Consider the following 16,270-nt stretch of genomic DNA (forward strand, 5'->3'; position numbering starts at 1 on the left):
ATGTCATTTACCGTTGTCATTCCCGCCCGATATGCCTCTACCCGTTTGCCCGGCAAGCCTCTGGCCATGATTGCCGGCAAGCCGATGATTCAGCATGTCTGCGAGCGGGCCAATGAGAGCCGCGCCAGCCGCGTGGTGGTCGCGACCGACGATGCCCGTATCGAAGAGGCGTGTCGCGGTTTTGGTGCTGAAGTCATCATGACCTCGCCCAATCATGCCAGTGGCACAGACCGCCTTGAGGAAGTGGCGAGGAAGCTGCAGCTGGATCCGGATCATCGGGTGGTCAACGTTCAGGGGGACGAGCCTCTGATACCGCCCGAACTGATCAATCAGGTTGCCGATAACCTTGAGCAGTACCAGGAGGCCGCCATCGCAACGCTGTGCGAGCGGATTCACGATGCCCGCCAGGTGTTCAATCCCAATGTTGTGAAAGTGGTGTTCGATGCCCGGGGCATGGCTCATTACTTCAGTCGGGCTCCGATTCCCTGGGCCAGGGACTTCTGGCCGGCGGGGGCGGCTACCCAGGATGTGGACCTTCCGGATGGCATTGGCTATTTCCGGCACATTGGTATCTATGGCTATCGAGCCAGTGTGCTCAGTGAGTTCGTTACCTGGCTGCCGGCCCCTACCGAGCGGGTGGAATCCCTGGAACAGTTGCGAGCACTTTATAACGGTGCTCTGATTCATGTGGATGTGGCGGACCGGCCACCGGCCCCCGGGGTGGATACCGAAGAGGATCTGGCCCGTCTACGGGCGCTGATGGAAAAAGGGGGTGCCCGTGGCTGATCGTGTAAGCGTGCTGTTTGTTTGTCTGGGCAATATCTGTCGCTCTCCCAGTGCCGAGGGAGTTTTCCGTCACCTCGCCCAGGAACATGGCCTGTTAGACAGACTGCATATTGATTCCTGCGGCACCGGCAGCTGGCATATCGGTAAATCCCCGGACGAGCGGGCAACTGCCGCCGCGGCGCGCCGTGGTATCGATATCAGCGACCTGCGCGCCCGCCAGTTCCGTGCGGAAGATCTGGACCAGTTTGACTATGTATTGGTGATGGATCGGTCCAATCTTGCCGACGTTCGTGAGGTCTGGCACCAGAATGGCGGTACCGAACCCCGACTGTTTCTGGACTTCGGGGGCTCTCGGCTGGCCGAGGTACCGGACCCCTACTACGGCGGAGAGGATGGCTTTGAACACGTGCTTGATCTGATTCACGACGCAAGTTCCGGCCTTCTGGAAGAAATCCGGAGGCGGCTGGCTTGAGTCAGGCTCTGGAGATTCAGGAGCGGGCCAGCCTTCAGAGGTTGAATACCCTGGCTGTGCCTGCAACGGCCCGATACCTGGTTGAAGTCGAAAACGCGGTGCAGCTCAAACAGGCGCTTTGCTGGGCCGATGACCATGAACAGTCCGTTCTGGTACTTGGCGGTGGCAGTAATCTGGTGTTTGCCGGCGATTATCCCGGCCTGGTCATCCTGATGGCATTGCGTGGCCGAAGTTGGGAGCGGGTAGATGATCATGGTGCGGTATTGGTCTTGAAAGCCGGCGAGAACTGGCACGAGGCTGTGCTTTATGCCGCCCGCTCCGGTTATCGCGGGATCGAGAACCTGGCGTTGATCCCGGGCACGGCCGGCGCCGCCCCGGTACAGAACATCGGGGCTTATGGCACCGAGTTGTGTGACTGTCTGGAGAGTGTCACGGTACTGAACCGCCAGACTCTGGAGGTAGAAAACCTGCCCGCAAGCGCCTGCGAGTTCGGCTATCGCGACAGCCTGTTCAAGCACCGGCCGGGCTGCTACATCATTCTTGAAATCCGGCTCCGGTTGTCCCGCGATGCGTCTTTGAATATCGGCTATCGGGATCTTCAGGATTACTTTGGCGACGTTAACGAGGCTGAGTTAACACCCCTGGCGGTGGCCGAGGCCGTGATGGCTGTCCGTCATCGCAAACTGCCGGATCCTGCGGTATTGCCGAATGTGGGCAGTTTCTTCAAAAACCCGGTTATAGGATTGACTCAGTTTCGGGGGCTTCAGGCCCGGTTTCCGGATGTTGTGTCCTATCCCGCGGATAGTCAGGTCAAACTGGCGGCTGCATGGCTTATTGACCAGGCCGGATGGAAGGGGTTTCGCAACAGTCGGGTCGGGGTTCACAACCGCCAGGCGTTGGTACTGATCAATCATTCCGGTGGAACCGGCCAGGATGTACTGTCCCTGGCTGATGACGTGCGCCAGTCTGTGCTTGAGAAATTCGGCGTTGAGCTGGAGATGGAACCGGGGATTGTGGGCAACGCCTGATCTGCGGAGACGTCGTCAAGACACCGGAAGGCCGGGAACAGCCTTCCGGTGAATTTGGTTCAGGGTTACAGGCCGCCTTTGGGCGACGCCTTCACCAGGAACGACAGAGCCTCGTCAACAGGAATATCCTGTTTTTCCTCGTCCCGCCGACCCTTGTATTCCAGGGTTCCTGCGCTCAGGCCGCGTTCTGAGACCACGAAGCGGTGGGGGATACCAATCAGCTCCATATCGGCGAATTTCACACCCGGGCGTTCGTTACGGTCGTCCAGCAGGACATCGTAACCGGCCTGGCGAAGCTGTTCGTACAGTTTGTCGCCAGCCTCGGCCACCACCGGAGATTTGTGGCCATTCAGGGTAACAATGGCCACCTCGAACGGTGCGATGGCATCCGGCCAGATGATGCCCTTCTCGTCGTGGTTCTGCTCGATGGACGCCGCGACGATGCGGGAAACGCCAATACCATAGCAGCCCATTTCCATTATCGAAGTCTTGCCGTGTTCATCCAGAACCGAGGCGTTCATGGCCTTGCTGTACTTGTTGCCCAGCTTGAAAATGTGGCCAACTTCAATACCGCGACGGATCTCCAGTGTGCCGTTCCCATCCGGGCTGGCATCGCCCTCGACCACATTGCGAAGGTCTTCCACACGGCTGATCTCTGCATCACGCCCCCAGTTCACGCCGGTCAGATGATAGTCATCCTTGTTGGCACCGCAGACAAAGTCTGCCAGGTGGGCAGCGCTGCGATCCACGATAACCGGTACCGGCAGCTTGACCGGGCCGATGGAGCCTGGCTTGCAGCCGATGGCTTTCTCGATTTCCTCGTCGGTTGCCATGGTCAGCGGCTCGGCAATGCCGGGAAGGTTCTCTGCCTTGATCTCATTCAGGGTGTGATCGCCGCGCAGAATCAGGGCCACCAGGCCGGATTCACCATTTTCATCCGCCTCTGCCTTCACCAGCAGCGTTTTTACGCTGCGCTCAGCCGGCATGCCGAGGAACTGGGAAACGGCGTCGATGGTGCGTTGTCCCGGGGTATGAACTTCTTTCAGTTCTTCGCCGGGGGCAGGGCGCTCACCGGCCGGTGCCACTGCTTCGGCTTTTTCGATGTTGGCGGCGTAGTCACCGCTGGTGCTGAACACGATGGCGTCTTCACCAGACGAGGCCAGGACGTGGAATTCATGGGATGAACTGCCACCGATGGAACCGGAGTCCGCCTGTACCGGACGATAGTCGAGCCCCAGACGGTCGAAAATGTTGCAGTAGGTCTGGTGCATGACCTTGTAGGTTTCATCCAGGGATTCCGCGTTCAGATGGAAGGAGTAGGCATCCTTCATGATGAACTCGCGGGCGCGCATCACACCAAACCGGGGGCGGCGCTCATCGCGGAACTTGGTCTGGATCTGGTAGAAATTGGCCGGCAGCTCCTTGTAGCTTTTCAGCTCGTTCCGGATCAGATCAGTGATGACTTCCTCGTGGGTGGGGCCGAAGCAGAAATCCCGGCCATGGCGGTCGTTCAGGCGCAGGAGTTCACCGCCGTACTGTTCCCAGCGCCCGGATTCCTGCCACAACTCGGCGGGTTGTACCGCCGGCATCAGAACTTCCTGGGCACCGCTCTTGTCCATTTCTTCACGGACGATTCGCTCCACCTTGCGCAGGGTGCGCAACCCTAAAGGCAACCAGGTATAAAGGCCGGCGGCCAGTTTACGGATCATGCCCGCCCGCAGCATCAGCTGGTGGCTGATAATCTCGGCGTCGGAAGGGGTCTCTTTCTGGGTAGCTATCAGGTAACGGCTCGCTCGCATCGTGTCTTCCGCTGTCATCAGAAAAGTGGGAGTCAGACTAATTGGCAAGGCGGGATGCCCGCCACAGCCTTTCATTGTCGTAGAGTGGGCGTTATTGTACGGAGCCTGCATCACAAGGTACAGATAATGACTGACGAATCCATCGATGTGTCACCCCGCCGGCGCCCGGTTCAGGCTCGCAGCCGGGAACGGGTGAACACCATACTGCACCATGCCGCCGGGATCTTTCACGAGCAGGGCGTCGACAGTACCAGTATGTCGGCCATTGCCCGGCAGTCCGGTATGTCTCTGGCATCGCTTTACCGCTATTTCCCGAATAAAGCAGCGATTGTTCATGCCATTGCGGAGCGTCACGTTGAGAAGATGGAGCAGGCGTTGCGGGCCAGGCTGCCGCAACTGAGTCTGAGCGATGCGGTGGATGTTCTGATCGATCTGTTTTACGACTTCTACCGAACGGAGCCCGCCTATTCCGCCATCTGGAGTGGCGTGGAAGCCATGCCGGAACTGAGGGAGCTGGATCTTCGCGAACTCTACAGCAATGCCCGGGATCTGGATGCCCGTCTGCAGGAGGAGTATCCCGATTTGCCTGCAGATCGCCGCTGGACAGCCAGTTTGCTGTTACCCCGTTCTGCCGGCACGATTCTTCGGCTGGCGGCCACCCTGCCGGATGAGCAGGGCGTATTGTTGGTACAGGAAATGAAAACCATGGCCCGTGCTTACCTGGACAACCTGGTGGCTCAGGACAGGTAACCCAGCGGCAGGGCAGTGCTGTCGATGACCCGCCGCAGAACAAAGCTGGAGTGAACGCCGCTGACACCGGGAATGCGGGTTATCCGGTTCAACAGAAAGTGGTGGTAGTGGTCCATATCCGGCACGACCACTTTGAGCATGTAATCCGCGCTCTGACCAGTGATCAGATAACACTCCTGAACCTCAGGATACTCACCCACCTGTTCCTCAAACGCCGCAAAGCGCTCTGGTGTATGCCGGTCCATGCCAATGAGAATGATGGCGGTGAGCGACAGTCCCAGTTTTTTGTGATCCAGAATAGTGACCGTCCGCACGATAATGCCGGCCTCCTCAAGGGCACGAACCCGGCGCAGGCAGGGAGAGGGGGATAGCCCGACTTTCTCGGCCAGCTGCTGATTGGTCAGGGAGCCGTCTTTTTGCAATTGTTCGAGGATTTTTCGGTCGAGCTTGTCAATTTTGACAAGCGTTTTCTCTGTAACAGGCATTTTCTGTCTCTTGTTGGAGGTTTTCTGAAATTATATGGCATTATTTGGTGTTGCGGCCAGAAAATGGCAACCAAATAGCTCGCTCTAGCCTTTACACTGTGTGTGTTCCAATCACTGTCTGATATCGGAAGGAATTTTCATCATGGCTTTTGACCATCGCAAATACGTTGCTTTCCAGCCGGTCGCCAAGAAAGACCGTCGCTGGCCCGATCAGGTTATCCAGAAAGCCCCGGTCTGGTGCGCTGTAGATCTTCGGGACGGCAACCAGGCCCTGGTCAAACCCATGTCTGTTGCCCAGAAGCAGCGTTTGTTTGATTTGCTGGTCAAGCTGGGTTTCAAGGAGATCGAAATCGGATTCCCGGCAGCCAGCCAGCCGGACTTTGATTTCTGCCGCAAGCTGATCGAAGAAAACCGGATTCCGGATGATGTAAAGATCCAGGTCCTGACCCAGGCTCGGCCGGAATTGATCGAGCGGACTTATCAGGCCCTTGAGGGCGCCAAACGGGCGATTGTGCACGTCTACAATTCCACCTCTACCGTGCAGCGGGAGCAGGTGTTTGGTCTTGACCGGGAAGGTATTCGCGATATCGCGGTACGTGGCGCCACTATCGTGCGGGATATCGCTGCTCGCTATCCGGACACAGAGTGGACCTTCCAGTATTCCCCGGAGAGCTTTACCGGCACGGAGCTGGATTTTGCTGCCAGTGTGATTGATGCCGTCAACGATGTCTGGCGCCCGGACCAGGGCCAGCCGGTCATCATTAACCTGCCGGCGACCGTTGAAATGGCAACGCCCAATGTGTTCGCAGACCAGGTGGAGTGGATCTGCGACAACATTCGCTACCGGGAGCACATCAGCATCAGCCTGCATACCCACAATGACCGGGGCTGCGCGGTGGCAGCTGCCGAACTTGGCGTGATGGCGGGTGCAGACCGGGTGGAAGGTACCTTGATGGGCAACGGCGAGCGCACCGGTAACATGGACCTGGTCACCATGGCCATGAACCTGTATTCCCAGGGGATTGACCCTACCCTGGATCTGTCCGGCATGGCCGAAATCACCGAAGTGGTGGAGGCGTGCACCGAAATTTCCACTCATCCGCGTCATCCCTATGCTGGTGAGCTGGTCTTTACCGCTTTCTCCGGCAGCCATCAGGACGCCATTCGCAAGTGTCTCTCCCGTCGGAAAGAGGGCGATGCCTGGAACGTGGCTTACCTGCCCATCGATCCATTCGATGTCGGCCGCCGGTACGAGGAAGTGGTTCGTATCAACAGTCAGTCCGGCAAAGGCGGTGTCGCTTACGTACTCGAGCGGGACTACGATATTACTCTGCCGCGGTGGCTGCAGATCGAATTCAGCAAGGTGGTCCAGCACGAAGCTGAAACCAATGGTGGAGAGATCGATTCACATACTATCCACCGTCTGTTTGAAGAGCGTTATCTGAAAGTGCACAGCGACTGGGCTCTTCGCTCCTACGACCTGCATCGGGATGATAATGGCGTGCGGGCCGAGGTAGTTGTCGGTGGTGATGCTGCTCCGGCTACCCTGGAAGGTCGAGGGCTGGGAGCCGTGGAGGCGGTTTCCGACGCACTGTCCAGGCAGTTTGGGGTCTCGGTGGCGGTCGAAGCCTATGATGAGTACGCGCTGGGCGAAGGTACCAATGCCAATGCTCTGGCGTGTATCCGGCTGACAGCCAATGGCAGGCACTGCAGCGCGGCAGCCCTGGCGGAAGATACTACCTCGGCGACATTGCAGGCCCTGTTCTCGGCGGTAGCTCAGGTGCTCGATGGTAGCCGGTCCGAGTCTGTTTCTGCAGAAGCGGCAGAAACTGTCTGAGCGGATAATCCCTTCTACCAACAGAAAGGCCGGCAATCCAGGGACTGCCGGCCTTTCTTGTTTCTGCCCGTGAGGGGCATCAGGACGCTGACATAACAGCTTAAAGCGGTGTTACGTTTTCGGCCTGCGGGCCTTTCGGGCCCTGGGTTACGGTGAACTGCACCTGCTGACCTTCGGCCAGAGTACGGAAACCGTTTGCGTTGATTGCACTGTAGTGAACGAAAACGTCACTGCCGCCTTCCTGGGCGATGAAGCCAAAGCCCTTGGATTCGTTGAACCACTTCACGTGGCCGGTTTTGGTATCGGACATCGATCTTTCCTGTCTTACTGATAATTTTCCCTCACGGGACCTTCTTTCGAGCTGGGACATCCGGAGCGCACTGAGGAAGGGGCAACGAAAAGCCAAGGGCAGGACGTTGTAACGCATTCGCCAAATAACGCTGCAGAAGTACACAGCAATTTTCAGTATAGACCGACTTTGAACGGCGTCAATTGTTTTTTTTATGATCAGCAAGCGTTTTTTAATTGATAAAAAACAATAAGTTGTAATGAAAGTGAAACCCGGGGCTGCTCTTGATCAAGAGCGCCCCGGGTGTTGTGTGGCTCAGCGGATGGAGGTTTGATCAGCGACCGAATTTCTCGCTGATTTCTTCCAGTATGGCCGGGTCGTCGATGGTGCTGGGTACCGTGTACTCCTCACCATCGGCAATCTGGCGAATGATCCGGCGCAGGATCTTGCCGGAGCGGGTCTTGGGCAACCGGTCAACGACGATGGCTCGGCGGAAGCAGGCAATGGCCCCGATCTTCTCGCGAACCATCTCTACCAGCTCCTCCTCCAGTTCGTCCTGGTCGATAGTGGCGCCATCTTTGATCAGCACCAGGCCAACCGGAATCTGTCCCTTCATGTCGTCATGGGCGCCCACCACACAGCATTCCGCGATGGCCGGATGGGACGCAACGACTTCTTCCATCTCGCCGGTAGAGAGCCGGTGCCCGGCGACGTTGATCACATCATCCGTCCGACCCATGATGAAGACGTAGCCGTCATCATCGATAAAGCCACCGTCGCCTGAGCTGTAGAAGCCAGGAATCGGCTTCAGGTAGCTGTTCTGAAAGCGCTTGTCGTCGCCCCATACGGTCATCAGGCAGCCTGGGGGCAGCGGCAGTTTCACCGCCATCTGACCCTGTTCGCCCGCCGGCACCTGGCTGCCTTCCATGTCCACCACCTGAACGTTGAAGCCGGGTGAGGGGACGGTTGCAGAACCGGGTTTGGTAGTCATCATTTCAATGCCAACCGGGTTGCAGCAAATGGCCCAGCCGGTTTCGGTCTGCCACCAGTGATCGAGGATGGGCAGCCCGGTGTGCTCTTTCAGCCATTCGTAGGTCGGGGGATCCAGGCGCTCGCCGGCCAGGAAGATGCGTTTGAGAGAGGAGACATCGTAGCGGCTCAGCTGATCTGCTTCCGGGTCTTCCTTGCGCACTGCACGGAATGCGGTGGGCGCGGTAAACAGCATGTTGACTTTGTGATCCTGAACCACACGCCAGAATGCGCCGGCATCCGGGGTTTTTACCGGTTTGCCTTCGTAAAAAATGGTGGTGCAGCCGGTAAAGAGCGGTGCATAAACAATGTAGCTGTGGCCCACCACCCAGCCAACATCTGAGGCCGCCCAGTAAACGTCGCCGGGTTTGGCATCGTAAACCAGCTTCATGCTGTACGTGAGAGCAACGGCATGGCCCCCGTTGTCACGGACAACACCTTTGGGTTTTCCAGTGGTACCGGAGGTGTAGAGAATATAAAGCGGGTCGTTGGCCTTGACGGGTACCGGATCAGCCGGGGTGGCGTTGGCCACGATCTCGTTCCAGTCAAAGTCTCGGCCTTCCTGCATGGTTGCCTTGACCTGCGGCCGCTGGAATACCACGCAGGCTTCCGGTTTGTGGCTTGATTGCTCAATGGCCTTGTCTACCAGCGGTTTGTATTCGATCACTTTGGTAACTTCGATGCCGCAGGAGGCGGTAATCAGGGCCTTGGGCTTGGCATCTTCAATGCGAACGGCCAGTTCGTGTGCGGCAAACCCGCCGAAGACCACCGAATGGATAGCGCCGAGCCGGGCGCAGGCCAGCATGGCGATGGCTGCCTGAGGAATCATCGGCATGTAGATGATGACGCGGTCACCTTTTTCGACTCCGCGGGCGCGCAGGGCGCCGGCAAACAGAGCGACTTCATCACGCAGTTCGTTGTAGGTAAATGACTGCTTGGTATTGGTGACCGGGGAGTCGTAAATCAGGGCTTTCTGGTCGCCACGGCCGGCACGGATATTGGCATCCAGAGCAACGTCGCTGGTGTTCAGTTCCCCGTCTGGAAACCACTCGCCGTGGCCATTGTCGAGGGCGCGCCAGATCGTATTCGGTGCTTTGATCCAGTCGATGTGCTGCGCCTGCTCGCGCCAGAAATCATCCCGCTGGTCAATGGACCGGCGAAATTCGGAGTTGTAGCTCATTGTGCTCCACCTCAGTTGTGCGTGTTGTTGTTTTATCGTTGTTATTGACAACTTTAGGAGCTTTGAAATCCGGGGCTAGTAGACCATAGGCGTAGTTGCCAGGCTCTGCGGCACTATTCCGACGAAGAATTGATCTCCGTCACCTGGGCTGACACCGAGCCGCGTCCAAGTCTTGCGGTAATCTGATCGCCGGTTTCCAGGTCGCCGGCCTTGCGAACAATACGGCCCTGGTCGTCCCTGACGATGGCGTAGCCTCTTCCGAGGGTGGCCAGGGGGCTGACCACATGAAGGGTTTGTGCAATGTGCTGCAATCGCTCGTCTTTTTGGCGCAGCAGGTGCCGGGCCGCGAGTGTCAGGCGTTCCTCGAGCTGTTGGGTCTGTTCACTTGCGGTTTTCAGGGTTCGGCGTGGGGATTGCGCGCTCATCCTTTGAAGCAGGTAATCGGTTTTCTGCTTCTGCTGGTCCAGTCTGTTACGGATGGCCTTGTTCAGTCGCAGCTCAAGCTCATCCATGCGTTGCGCCTTTTCCAGTAGTTCCCGTCGAGGATCCCGGAGCCGGGCAGACAGGTGCCCCAACTGGTTATCCAGCCTTTGCAATAAGCGGCGTGCAGACTGGCCAAGACGTCCCTGCTGTTCGGTCAGTCGACGGAGCCAGTCCTGCTGGTCGGGTGAGATCTTCTCAGCGGCGGCCGACGGCGTGGGGGCTCTCAAGTCCGCGACAAAATCAGCAATAGTGACGTCGACCTCATGGCCAACGGCGCTGACGGTCGGGATGGGGCAGGCGGCAATGGCCCGCGCGACGGCTTCTTCGTTGAAGCACCACAAGTCTTCCAGGGAGCCGCCACCACGGCCGATGATCAGGACGTCAGCGAGACCGTGCCGTTGAGCACGGTCAATGGCCTGGACGATATCTGCGGTGGCCGCCTGGCCCTGAACGGCGGTGGGATAGAGCGTGATCGGAATAGCCGGGCAACGTCGCTTGAGTACCGTCAGGATATCGTGAATGGCGGCGCCAGTTGGTGAGGTGATCACACCAATATGCCTGGGCGTGGCGGGAATCGGTTTCTTTCGGGCCGGATCAAACAGGCCTTCACTCTGGAGTCTCGCTTTGAGTGCCTCAAAAGCTTGCTGGAGCGCACCCAGGCCGGCGGGTTCGAGGTGTTCCACGATGATCTGGAAATCCCCGCGGTTCTCGTACAGGGTCACCTTGCCGCGAATCCGGATCTGGTCTCCTTCCCGGGGCAGGGTGCGGATCCGCTGGTTGGCGCCACGGAACATGGCACACCGGATCTGGCATTTCTGATCTTTGAGCGAGAAATACCAGTGCCCGGAGGATGGTCTGGAAAAGCCGGAGAGTTCCCCCTCAACCCAGACCTGCATAAAGCTTGATTCCAGCAGGTGGCGCGCCTGGTGGTTGAGCTCACTGACTGTGAGTGCTCGTGGGCGGGTGTCCGGATAGGGGGTGCTCACAGGGCGGGCTCCAGGATTATTCATAAGCAATAGCCGAAAGAGATGGCCAAAAATAACGGAAATTCAAAAAGATGCAACCAAATGGCAAAAACCGCGCGGTTTACTGTCCTTACGCACCACTTTATAATAGATCGATTAAGGATTTTGCTTTGTCGCACCGCCGCGGGTGCGGCACGGAAATTCCCAACTTAGCATGTTCAAAAGGCGGATCCCAATGCTGCGTATTGCCGAAGAAGCCCTCACGTTTGACGACGTTCTGCTCGTGCCCGGATATTCTGAAGTTCTCCCTCACCAGGTCGACCTGAAAACCCAGCTGACCAAGGGTATTACCCTGAATATTCCGCTGGTGTCGGCGGCCATGGATACGGTAACCGAGGCGGAGCTGGCCATTGCCATGGCCCAGGAAGGCGGTATCGGTATCATGCACAAGAACATGACGGTGGAGCAGCAGGCGGCTGCTGTCCGCAAGGTCAAGAAGTTCGAAAGTGGCGTGGTCAAGGATCCGATCACCGTATCTCCCGAGACCACCGTGCGCGAGCTGGTCGATATCACCATGGCCAACAATATCTCAGGCCTCCCGGTTGTGGATGGCAATGACCTTGTCGGTATCGTGACCGGCCGTGATATCCGTTTCGAAAGCCGCATGGATACTCCGGTGCGGGACATCATGACGCCCAAGGACAAGCTCGTTACCGTCAAGGAAGGCGCCGATCTGGACGAGGTAAAAGAGCTTCTGCATCGCCACCGCATCGAGAAAGTTCTGGTGGTAAACGACCAATTCCAGCTCCGTGGCCTGATCACGGTAAAAGACATCCAGAAAGCCAAGGACTACCCGCTAGCGTGCAAAGACGAGCAGGGGCGCCTGCGAGTTGGTGCCGCGGTCAGCACTGGCGGCGACACCGAAGCTCGCGTTGCCGCACTGGCAGAAGCCGGCGTGGATGTGATTGTGGTTGATACCGCCCATGGCCATTCCAGGGGCGTGATCGATCGGGTTCGCTGGGTGAAACAAAACTACCCGGATGTTCAGGTCATTGGCGGTAATATCGCCACCAGTGATGCTGCCATCGCGCTGGCCGAAGCTGGCGCTGACGCTGTGAAGGTAGGTATCGGCCCCGGTTCCATCTGTACCACCCGGATCGTCGCCGGCATTGGTGTGCCCCAGATTTCTGCGGTTTCCAATGTCGCCGCTGCCCTGAAGGACCGCGGTGTGCCACTGATTGCAGACGGCGGTATCCGCTTCTCCGGAGACATCGCCAAGGCCATTGCTGCTGGCGCTCACTGCGTCATGATCGGCAGCCTGCTGGCAGGCACCGATGAGGCTCCGGGTGAAGTCGAACTGTTCCAGGGCCGCAGCTACAAGGCGTACCGTGGCATGGGCTCTATCGGCGCGATGGGCCAGGGTTCCAGCGACCGTTATTTCCAGGATGCCAGCAAAGGCATCGAGAAACTGGTGCCGGAGGGCATTGAAGGCCGTGTGGCCTGTAAAGGCCCGATGCGCAATATCGTGCATCAACTGGTTGGCGGTATCAGGGCCTCCATGGGCTACACCGGTAGCGCCACTATGGACGAAATGCGTACCAAGCCCGAGTTTGTTCGCATTACCAATGCCGGTATGCGTGAGAGTCACGTTCACGATGTGACCATCACCAAAGAAGCGCCCAACTACCGAATCGGTTAATCTTTGCCTGATCAGACGCGGCCCGGTTTCCGGGCCGCGTTGTTTCTTTACAGCCCGAGGACTCCATGGCCCAGAACATTCACGACCACCGTATCCTGATTCTCGATTTCGGTTCCCAGTACACCCAGTTGATCGCCCGTCGCGTTCGCGAAATCGGCGTTTACTGCGAGATCAAGGCATTCGATATCACCGATGACGAGCTCAACGAGTTCAATCCCAAGGGGATTATTCTGGCGGGCGGCCCCGAATCGGTAACCCAGCTGGGTGGCCCGCGCGCGCCGGAAGGTCTGTTTGATCGGGGCATCCCGGTCCTGGGTATCTGCTACGGCATGCAGACCATGGCTGAGCAGCTCGGTGGTCGGGTGGCCAGTTCCGAGAAGCGGGAGTTCGGTTACGCCCAGGTGAAAGTGCGTGCCAAGGGTCCACTTCTTGCGGACATTACAGACCATCTGACGCCGGCCGGTGAATCTCTGCTGGATGTGTGGATGAGCCACGGTGACAAAGTGGTGGCCATGCCTGAAGGTTTTGAACTGCTGGCTTCCACTGAAAGTGCGCCGATTGCAGCCATGCAGGATCTGAGCCGCGGCTTGTTCGGTGTCCAGTTCCATCCGGAAGTGACGCATACGCTGCAAGGCAAGCGAATTCTGGAACACTTCGTGATGACCATCTGTGGCTGCGAAGCGCTCTGGACGCCGGCGAAAATCGTGGATGACGCGGTTCGGCAGATCCGGGAGCAGGTCGGCAGCGACAAAGTGTTGCTGGGCCTGTCCGGTGGGGTGGATTCTTCGGTTACGGCGGCTTTGTTGCATAAAGCCATCGGTGACCAGCTTACCTGCGTGTTCGTGGACAACGGCCTGCTGCGTCTGCACGAAGGCGATCAGGTGATGGACATGTTTGCCAGTAACATGGGCGTGAAGGTTATCCGGGTTGACGCCGAAGATCTGTTCCTGTCCAAGCTCAAGGGTGTGAACGACCCGGAGCAGAAGCGCAAGATCATCGGTAACACCTTCATTGACGTGTTCGACGACGAAGCGGCCAACATCAAAGATGTGAACTGGCTGGCCCAGGGCACCATTTACCCGGACGTAATCGAATCTGCGGCGTCCAAAACCGGTAAAGCTCACGTCATCAAATCCCACCATAATGTGGGTGGCTTGCCGGAAACCATGAAGATGAAGCTGGTAGAGCCGCTGCGCGAGCTGTTTAAAGACGAAGTGCGCCGGATCGGCCTTGAGCTGGGTCTGCCATACGACATGGTGTATCGCCATCCGTTCCCGGGGCCGGGGCTGGGCGTTCGTATCCTCGGCGAGGTCAAGAAAGAGTACGCGGACATCCTCCGCCGTGCCGACGCGATCTTCCTGGAAGAGTTGCACCGTGCTGATCTGTACCACAAGACCAGCCAGGCGTTTGCCGTCTTCCTGCCGGTGAAATCAGTGGGTGTAGTGGGTGATGCCCGTCGCTATGAATATGTCATCGCTATTCGCGCGGTTGAAACCGTCGACTTCATGACGGCTCGCTGGGCGCGCCTGCCGTATGAATTGCTCGAAACCGTGTCAAACCGGATTATCAACGAAATCTCCGGTGTTTCGCGGGTAACCTACGACATCTCTTCCAAGCCGCCTGCAACCATTGAGTGGGAGTAGCCGGCAACGACGGGCACTCTCTGGTAACCGTCTGTCAATGACAGGCGTTCATTCAACCCGGCGCCATTGCCGGGTTGTTTGTTTTTGGACTTTGATTAATTACCTGGAATTACCCGGTTTTTCTATTTGAACCTCAGTGCATCCACCAGCAAGCGAAACAGCGGGGATGATTGACGGCGACTCGGGTAATACAGGTAATAGCCGTCATAGGTGGTAAACCAGTCATTCAACAGACTGACCGGTTTTCCGCTGTGCAGTTCTTCTCTCACCATTGCGGTCGGCGCCTACGCTGGAAAAATGCCCCTGTTACAGAACGTTCAGGAGAGTTTTTGGAACCGGGTGTCAGCCGCTCGAAACCGGAGTAGCCGACAAATTCCGCAATATGCCGCATTGCTCGACTGTCCGACGGTTTGAACAGCTGCGGCGCAGCATTCTCAGTTGCTCGTTCAGTTTGGTTAGTTCCTGGATACGCGCCTCCACCTGCTCGATATGCCTATCCATCATCCGATTCACATCATCACATTGCGCACCGGGTGACCGGTTTAAAGCCAACAACTGCCGGATCTCCGGCAAACTGAGATCCAGGCTGCGGCAGTGCTTGATGAACAGCAAATGCTCAACGGCAGCTTCATCGTACAGGCGAAAATTGCCTTCACTGCGTTCTACAGAGGCAATCAAATGTTCCTTTTCATAATGCCGGATGGTTTGCACGGAGCAGCCAGTCACTTTCGACAGTTCGCCGATTTTCATCATCTCTCAATATTCCGATTGACTCTATAGTTGTTATAGAGTTTATAGTGGCTGTCTGTACATCCACAAGGGCTTTATTCGATGTCTGACCCGTGCAATGACAACTGTCAGAGCAACAAGATTGCCAGTGCCCCCACCTCTGGGATAGCGAATACTGACGTAGCTTTGCAGCATGGCTATGTCAGTGACTACCGGGTACCAAAAATGGACTGCCCGTCGGAAGAGGGGATGATCCGCATGGCTCTGGACAGTATTGAGCCCCGCGTTTTACTGGAGTTCGATACACCGAATCGGAAGGTGCGGGTATTCCATGGCGACAATGGGGCTGCCATCGAGGAGAGGATGCGCTCCCTGGGGCTGGGTGCCACGCTGGAAAAAACCACCCCGGTGGGGGAAGGGGATCTAGTCCTGGCCAGGGAGAAGGAAGAGGCAACCGCCCAGGTCGAAGCCGGTATACTGAAGTGGTTGCTGGCCATCAACGGCGTTATGTTCGTGGTTGAACTGACAGTAGGCTGGCTGGCGCAATCCACTGGCTTGATCGCGGATTCTTTGGACATGTTTGCTGATGCCGCCGTCTATGGCGTGGCACTGTATGCCGTTGGACACAGTGTACGGATGAAGCTGCGCGCTGCGCATTTTTCCGGTTGGCTTCAGTTGATTCTGGCGCTGGGAGTCCTGGCTGAAGTCGGGCGGCGATTTGTCTTCGGCAGCGAACCTGTATCCGCGTTAATGATGGGTTTTGGTCTTGTGGCCCTGGCGGCCAACGTCTGGTGTCTGGTGCTTATCGCAAGAAACCGGCACGGCGGCGCACACATGAAAGCAAGTTGGATCTTTTCGGCTAATGATGTCATCGCCAATGTGGGGGTTATCGTCGCCGGTGTATTGGTCGCCTGGACGGGCTCCCGTCATCCCGACCTGGTCATTGGTCTGATCATCGGGCTGATTGTGCTGAATGGCGCCCGGCGTATTCTGCAACTGCGCTATTAGTCTCTGGCTCTTTCTCGCTGCTCGGATTCATGCCGGCAAAATTCCGCGCCTGGGCGGCCTATTAAAATAGTCGCCGCTCTCGCCGATG

Annotated in this window: 15 protein-coding genes; 8 read left to right on the forward strand and 7 right to left on the reverse strand. The window is 57.6% G+C overall.

The window, feature by feature from the left end; translation table 11 throughout:
• Genes kdsB through murB form a run of 3 tightly spaced genes read left to right on the forward strand, consistent with a single transcriptional unit; the run spans nucleotide 1 to nucleotide 2,286 of the window.
• A complete protein-coding gene (gene kdsB, locus QPL98_RS01540) occupies nucleotides 1-786 on the forward strand; it encodes a 3-deoxy-manno-octulosonate cytidylyltransferase (protein WP_011785221.1) in 786 nt (261 codons plus the stop codon).
• Complete coding sequence (locus QPL98_RS01545; RefSeq protein ID WP_011785220.1) at nucleotides 779-1,258, forward strand: low molecular weight protein-tyrosine-phosphatase; 480 nt, start codon at nucleotides 779-781, stop codon at nucleotides 1,256-1,258. Before kdsB ends, QPL98_RS01545 begins: the two co-directional genes overlap by 8 nt.
• Nucleotides 1,255-2,286: a UDP-N-acetylmuramate dehydrogenase gene (gene murB / locus QPL98_RS01550; protein WP_011785219.1), complete on the forward strand. Its 1,032-nt coding sequence runs from the start codon at nucleotides 1,255-1,257 to the stop codon at nucleotides 2,284-2,286. The genes QPL98_RS01545 and murB overlap by 4 nt, the downstream gene beginning before the upstream one ends.
• A 65-nt stretch (nucleotides 2,287-2,351) precedes the next feature.
• On the opposite strand, the gene QPL98_RS01555 is transcribed toward murB, so the two are convergent.
• Complete coding sequence (locus QPL98_RS01555) at nucleotides 2,352-4,085, reverse strand: proline--tRNA ligase (protein WP_278350048.1); 1,734 nt, start codon at nucleotides 4,083-4,085, stop codon at nucleotides 2,352-2,354.
• A gap of 126 nt (nucleotides 4,086-4,211) precedes the next feature.
• Between QPL98_RS01555 and QPL98_RS01560 the strand changes: the two genes are divergently transcribed.
• On the forward strand, nucleotides 4,212-4,835 hold the full coding sequence (locus QPL98_RS01560; protein ID WP_278350049.1) for a TetR/AcrR family transcriptional regulator: 624 nt from the start codon (nucleotides 4,212-4,214) through the stop codon (nucleotides 4,833-4,835).
• Here the strand turns inward: QPL98_RS01560 and QPL98_RS01565 are convergent.
• Nucleotides 4,823-5,320, reverse strand: a complete 498-nt coding sequence (locus QPL98_RS01565; protein WP_278350050.1) for an Lrp/AsnC family transcriptional regulator — start codon at nucleotides 5,318-5,320, stop codon at nucleotides 4,823-4,825. The two genes, QPL98_RS01560 and QPL98_RS01565, sit on opposite strands and share 13 nt — an antisense overlap.
• 142 nt (nucleotides 5,321-5,462) lie before the next feature.
• Between QPL98_RS01565 and leuA the strand changes: the two genes are divergently transcribed.
• Entirely contained in the window at nucleotides 5,463-7,157 is a 1,695-nt protein-coding gene (gene leuA, locus QPL98_RS01570; protein WP_278350051.1) for a 2-isopropylmalate synthase, read from the forward strand.
• A 100-nt stretch (nucleotides 7,158-7,257) separates the two neighbouring features.
• Here the strand turns inward: leuA and QPL98_RS01575 are convergent, their stop codons facing one another.
• The 3 genes from QPL98_RS01575 to xseA all read right to left on the reverse strand — a co-directional run bounded on the left by QPL98_RS01575 (nucleotide 7,258) and on the right by xseA (nucleotide 11,148).
• Nucleotides 7,258-7,467, reverse strand: coding sequence for a cold-shock protein (locus QPL98_RS01575; protein ID WP_011785214.1), 210 nt, complete (start codon nucleotides 7,465-7,467; stop codon nucleotides 7,258-7,260).
• Between the two features lie 313 nt (nucleotides 7,468-7,780).
• Nucleotides 7,781-9,706, reverse strand: a complete 1,926-nt coding sequence (locus QPL98_RS01580; protein WP_273030149.1) for a propionyl-CoA synthetase — start codon at nucleotides 9,704-9,706, stop codon at nucleotides 7,781-7,783.
• A gap of 62 nt (nucleotides 9,707-9,768) precedes the next feature.
• Nucleotides 9,769-11,148: an exodeoxyribonuclease VII large subunit gene (gene xseA / locus QPL98_RS01585; protein WP_206769661.1), complete on the reverse strand. Its 1,380-nt coding sequence runs from the start codon at nucleotides 11,146-11,148 to the stop codon at nucleotides 9,769-9,771.
• Nucleotides 11,149-11,338: 190 nt separating this feature from the next.
• On the opposite strand from xseA, the gene guaB reads away from it, so the two are divergent.
• Both guaB and guaA read left to right on the forward strand, forming a co-directional pair.
• A complete protein-coding gene (gene guaB, locus QPL98_RS01590) occupies nucleotides 11,339-12,802 on the forward strand; it encodes an IMP dehydrogenase (protein WP_199453938.1) in 1,464 nt (487 codons plus the stop codon).
• 65 nt (nucleotides 12,803-12,867) lie between these two features.
• Nucleotides 12,868-14,445 carry a glutamine-hydrolyzing GMP synthase gene (gene guaA / locus QPL98_RS01595; protein WP_014421253.1) on the forward strand — a complete coding sequence of 526 codons (1,578 nt, stop codon included), beginning with the start codon at nucleotides 12,868-12,870 and terminating at the stop codon, nucleotides 14,443-14,445.
• A 122-nt stretch (nucleotides 14,446-14,567) separates the two neighbouring features.
• On the opposite strand, the gene QPL98_RS01600 is transcribed toward guaA, so the two are convergent.
• Together QPL98_RS01600 and cadR are read right to left on the reverse strand one after the other, a co-directional pair.
• Nucleotides 14,568-14,717 (reverse strand): hypothetical protein, encoded by a 150-nt coding sequence (locus QPL98_RS01600; protein ID WP_080530605.1) that lies wholly within the window; start codon nucleotides 14,715-14,717, stop codon nucleotides 14,568-14,570.
• Nucleotides 14,718-14,787: 70 nt separating this feature from the next.
• Nucleotides 14,788-15,198, reverse strand: a complete 411-nt coding sequence (cadR, locus tag QPL98_RS01605) for a Cd(II)/Pb(II)-responsive transcriptional regulator (RefSeq protein ID WP_219144139.1) — start codon at nucleotides 15,196-15,198, stop codon at nucleotides 14,788-14,790.
• A gap of 78 nt (nucleotides 15,199-15,276) precedes the next feature.
• On the opposite strand from cadR, the gene QPL98_RS01610 reads away from it, so the two are divergent.
• A complete protein-coding gene (locus QPL98_RS01610; protein ID WP_153740021.1) occupies nucleotides 15,277-16,182 on the forward strand; it encodes a cation transporter in 906 nt (301 codons plus the stop codon).
• Nucleotides 16,183-16,270: the final 88 nt, after the last annotated feature.

It is taken from the genome of Marinobacter sp. ST-43 (assembly GCF_030541085.1).
Lineage (GTDB): Bacteria > Pseudomonadota > Gammaproteobacteria > Pseudomonadales > Oleiphilaceae > Marinobacter > Marinobacter nauticus.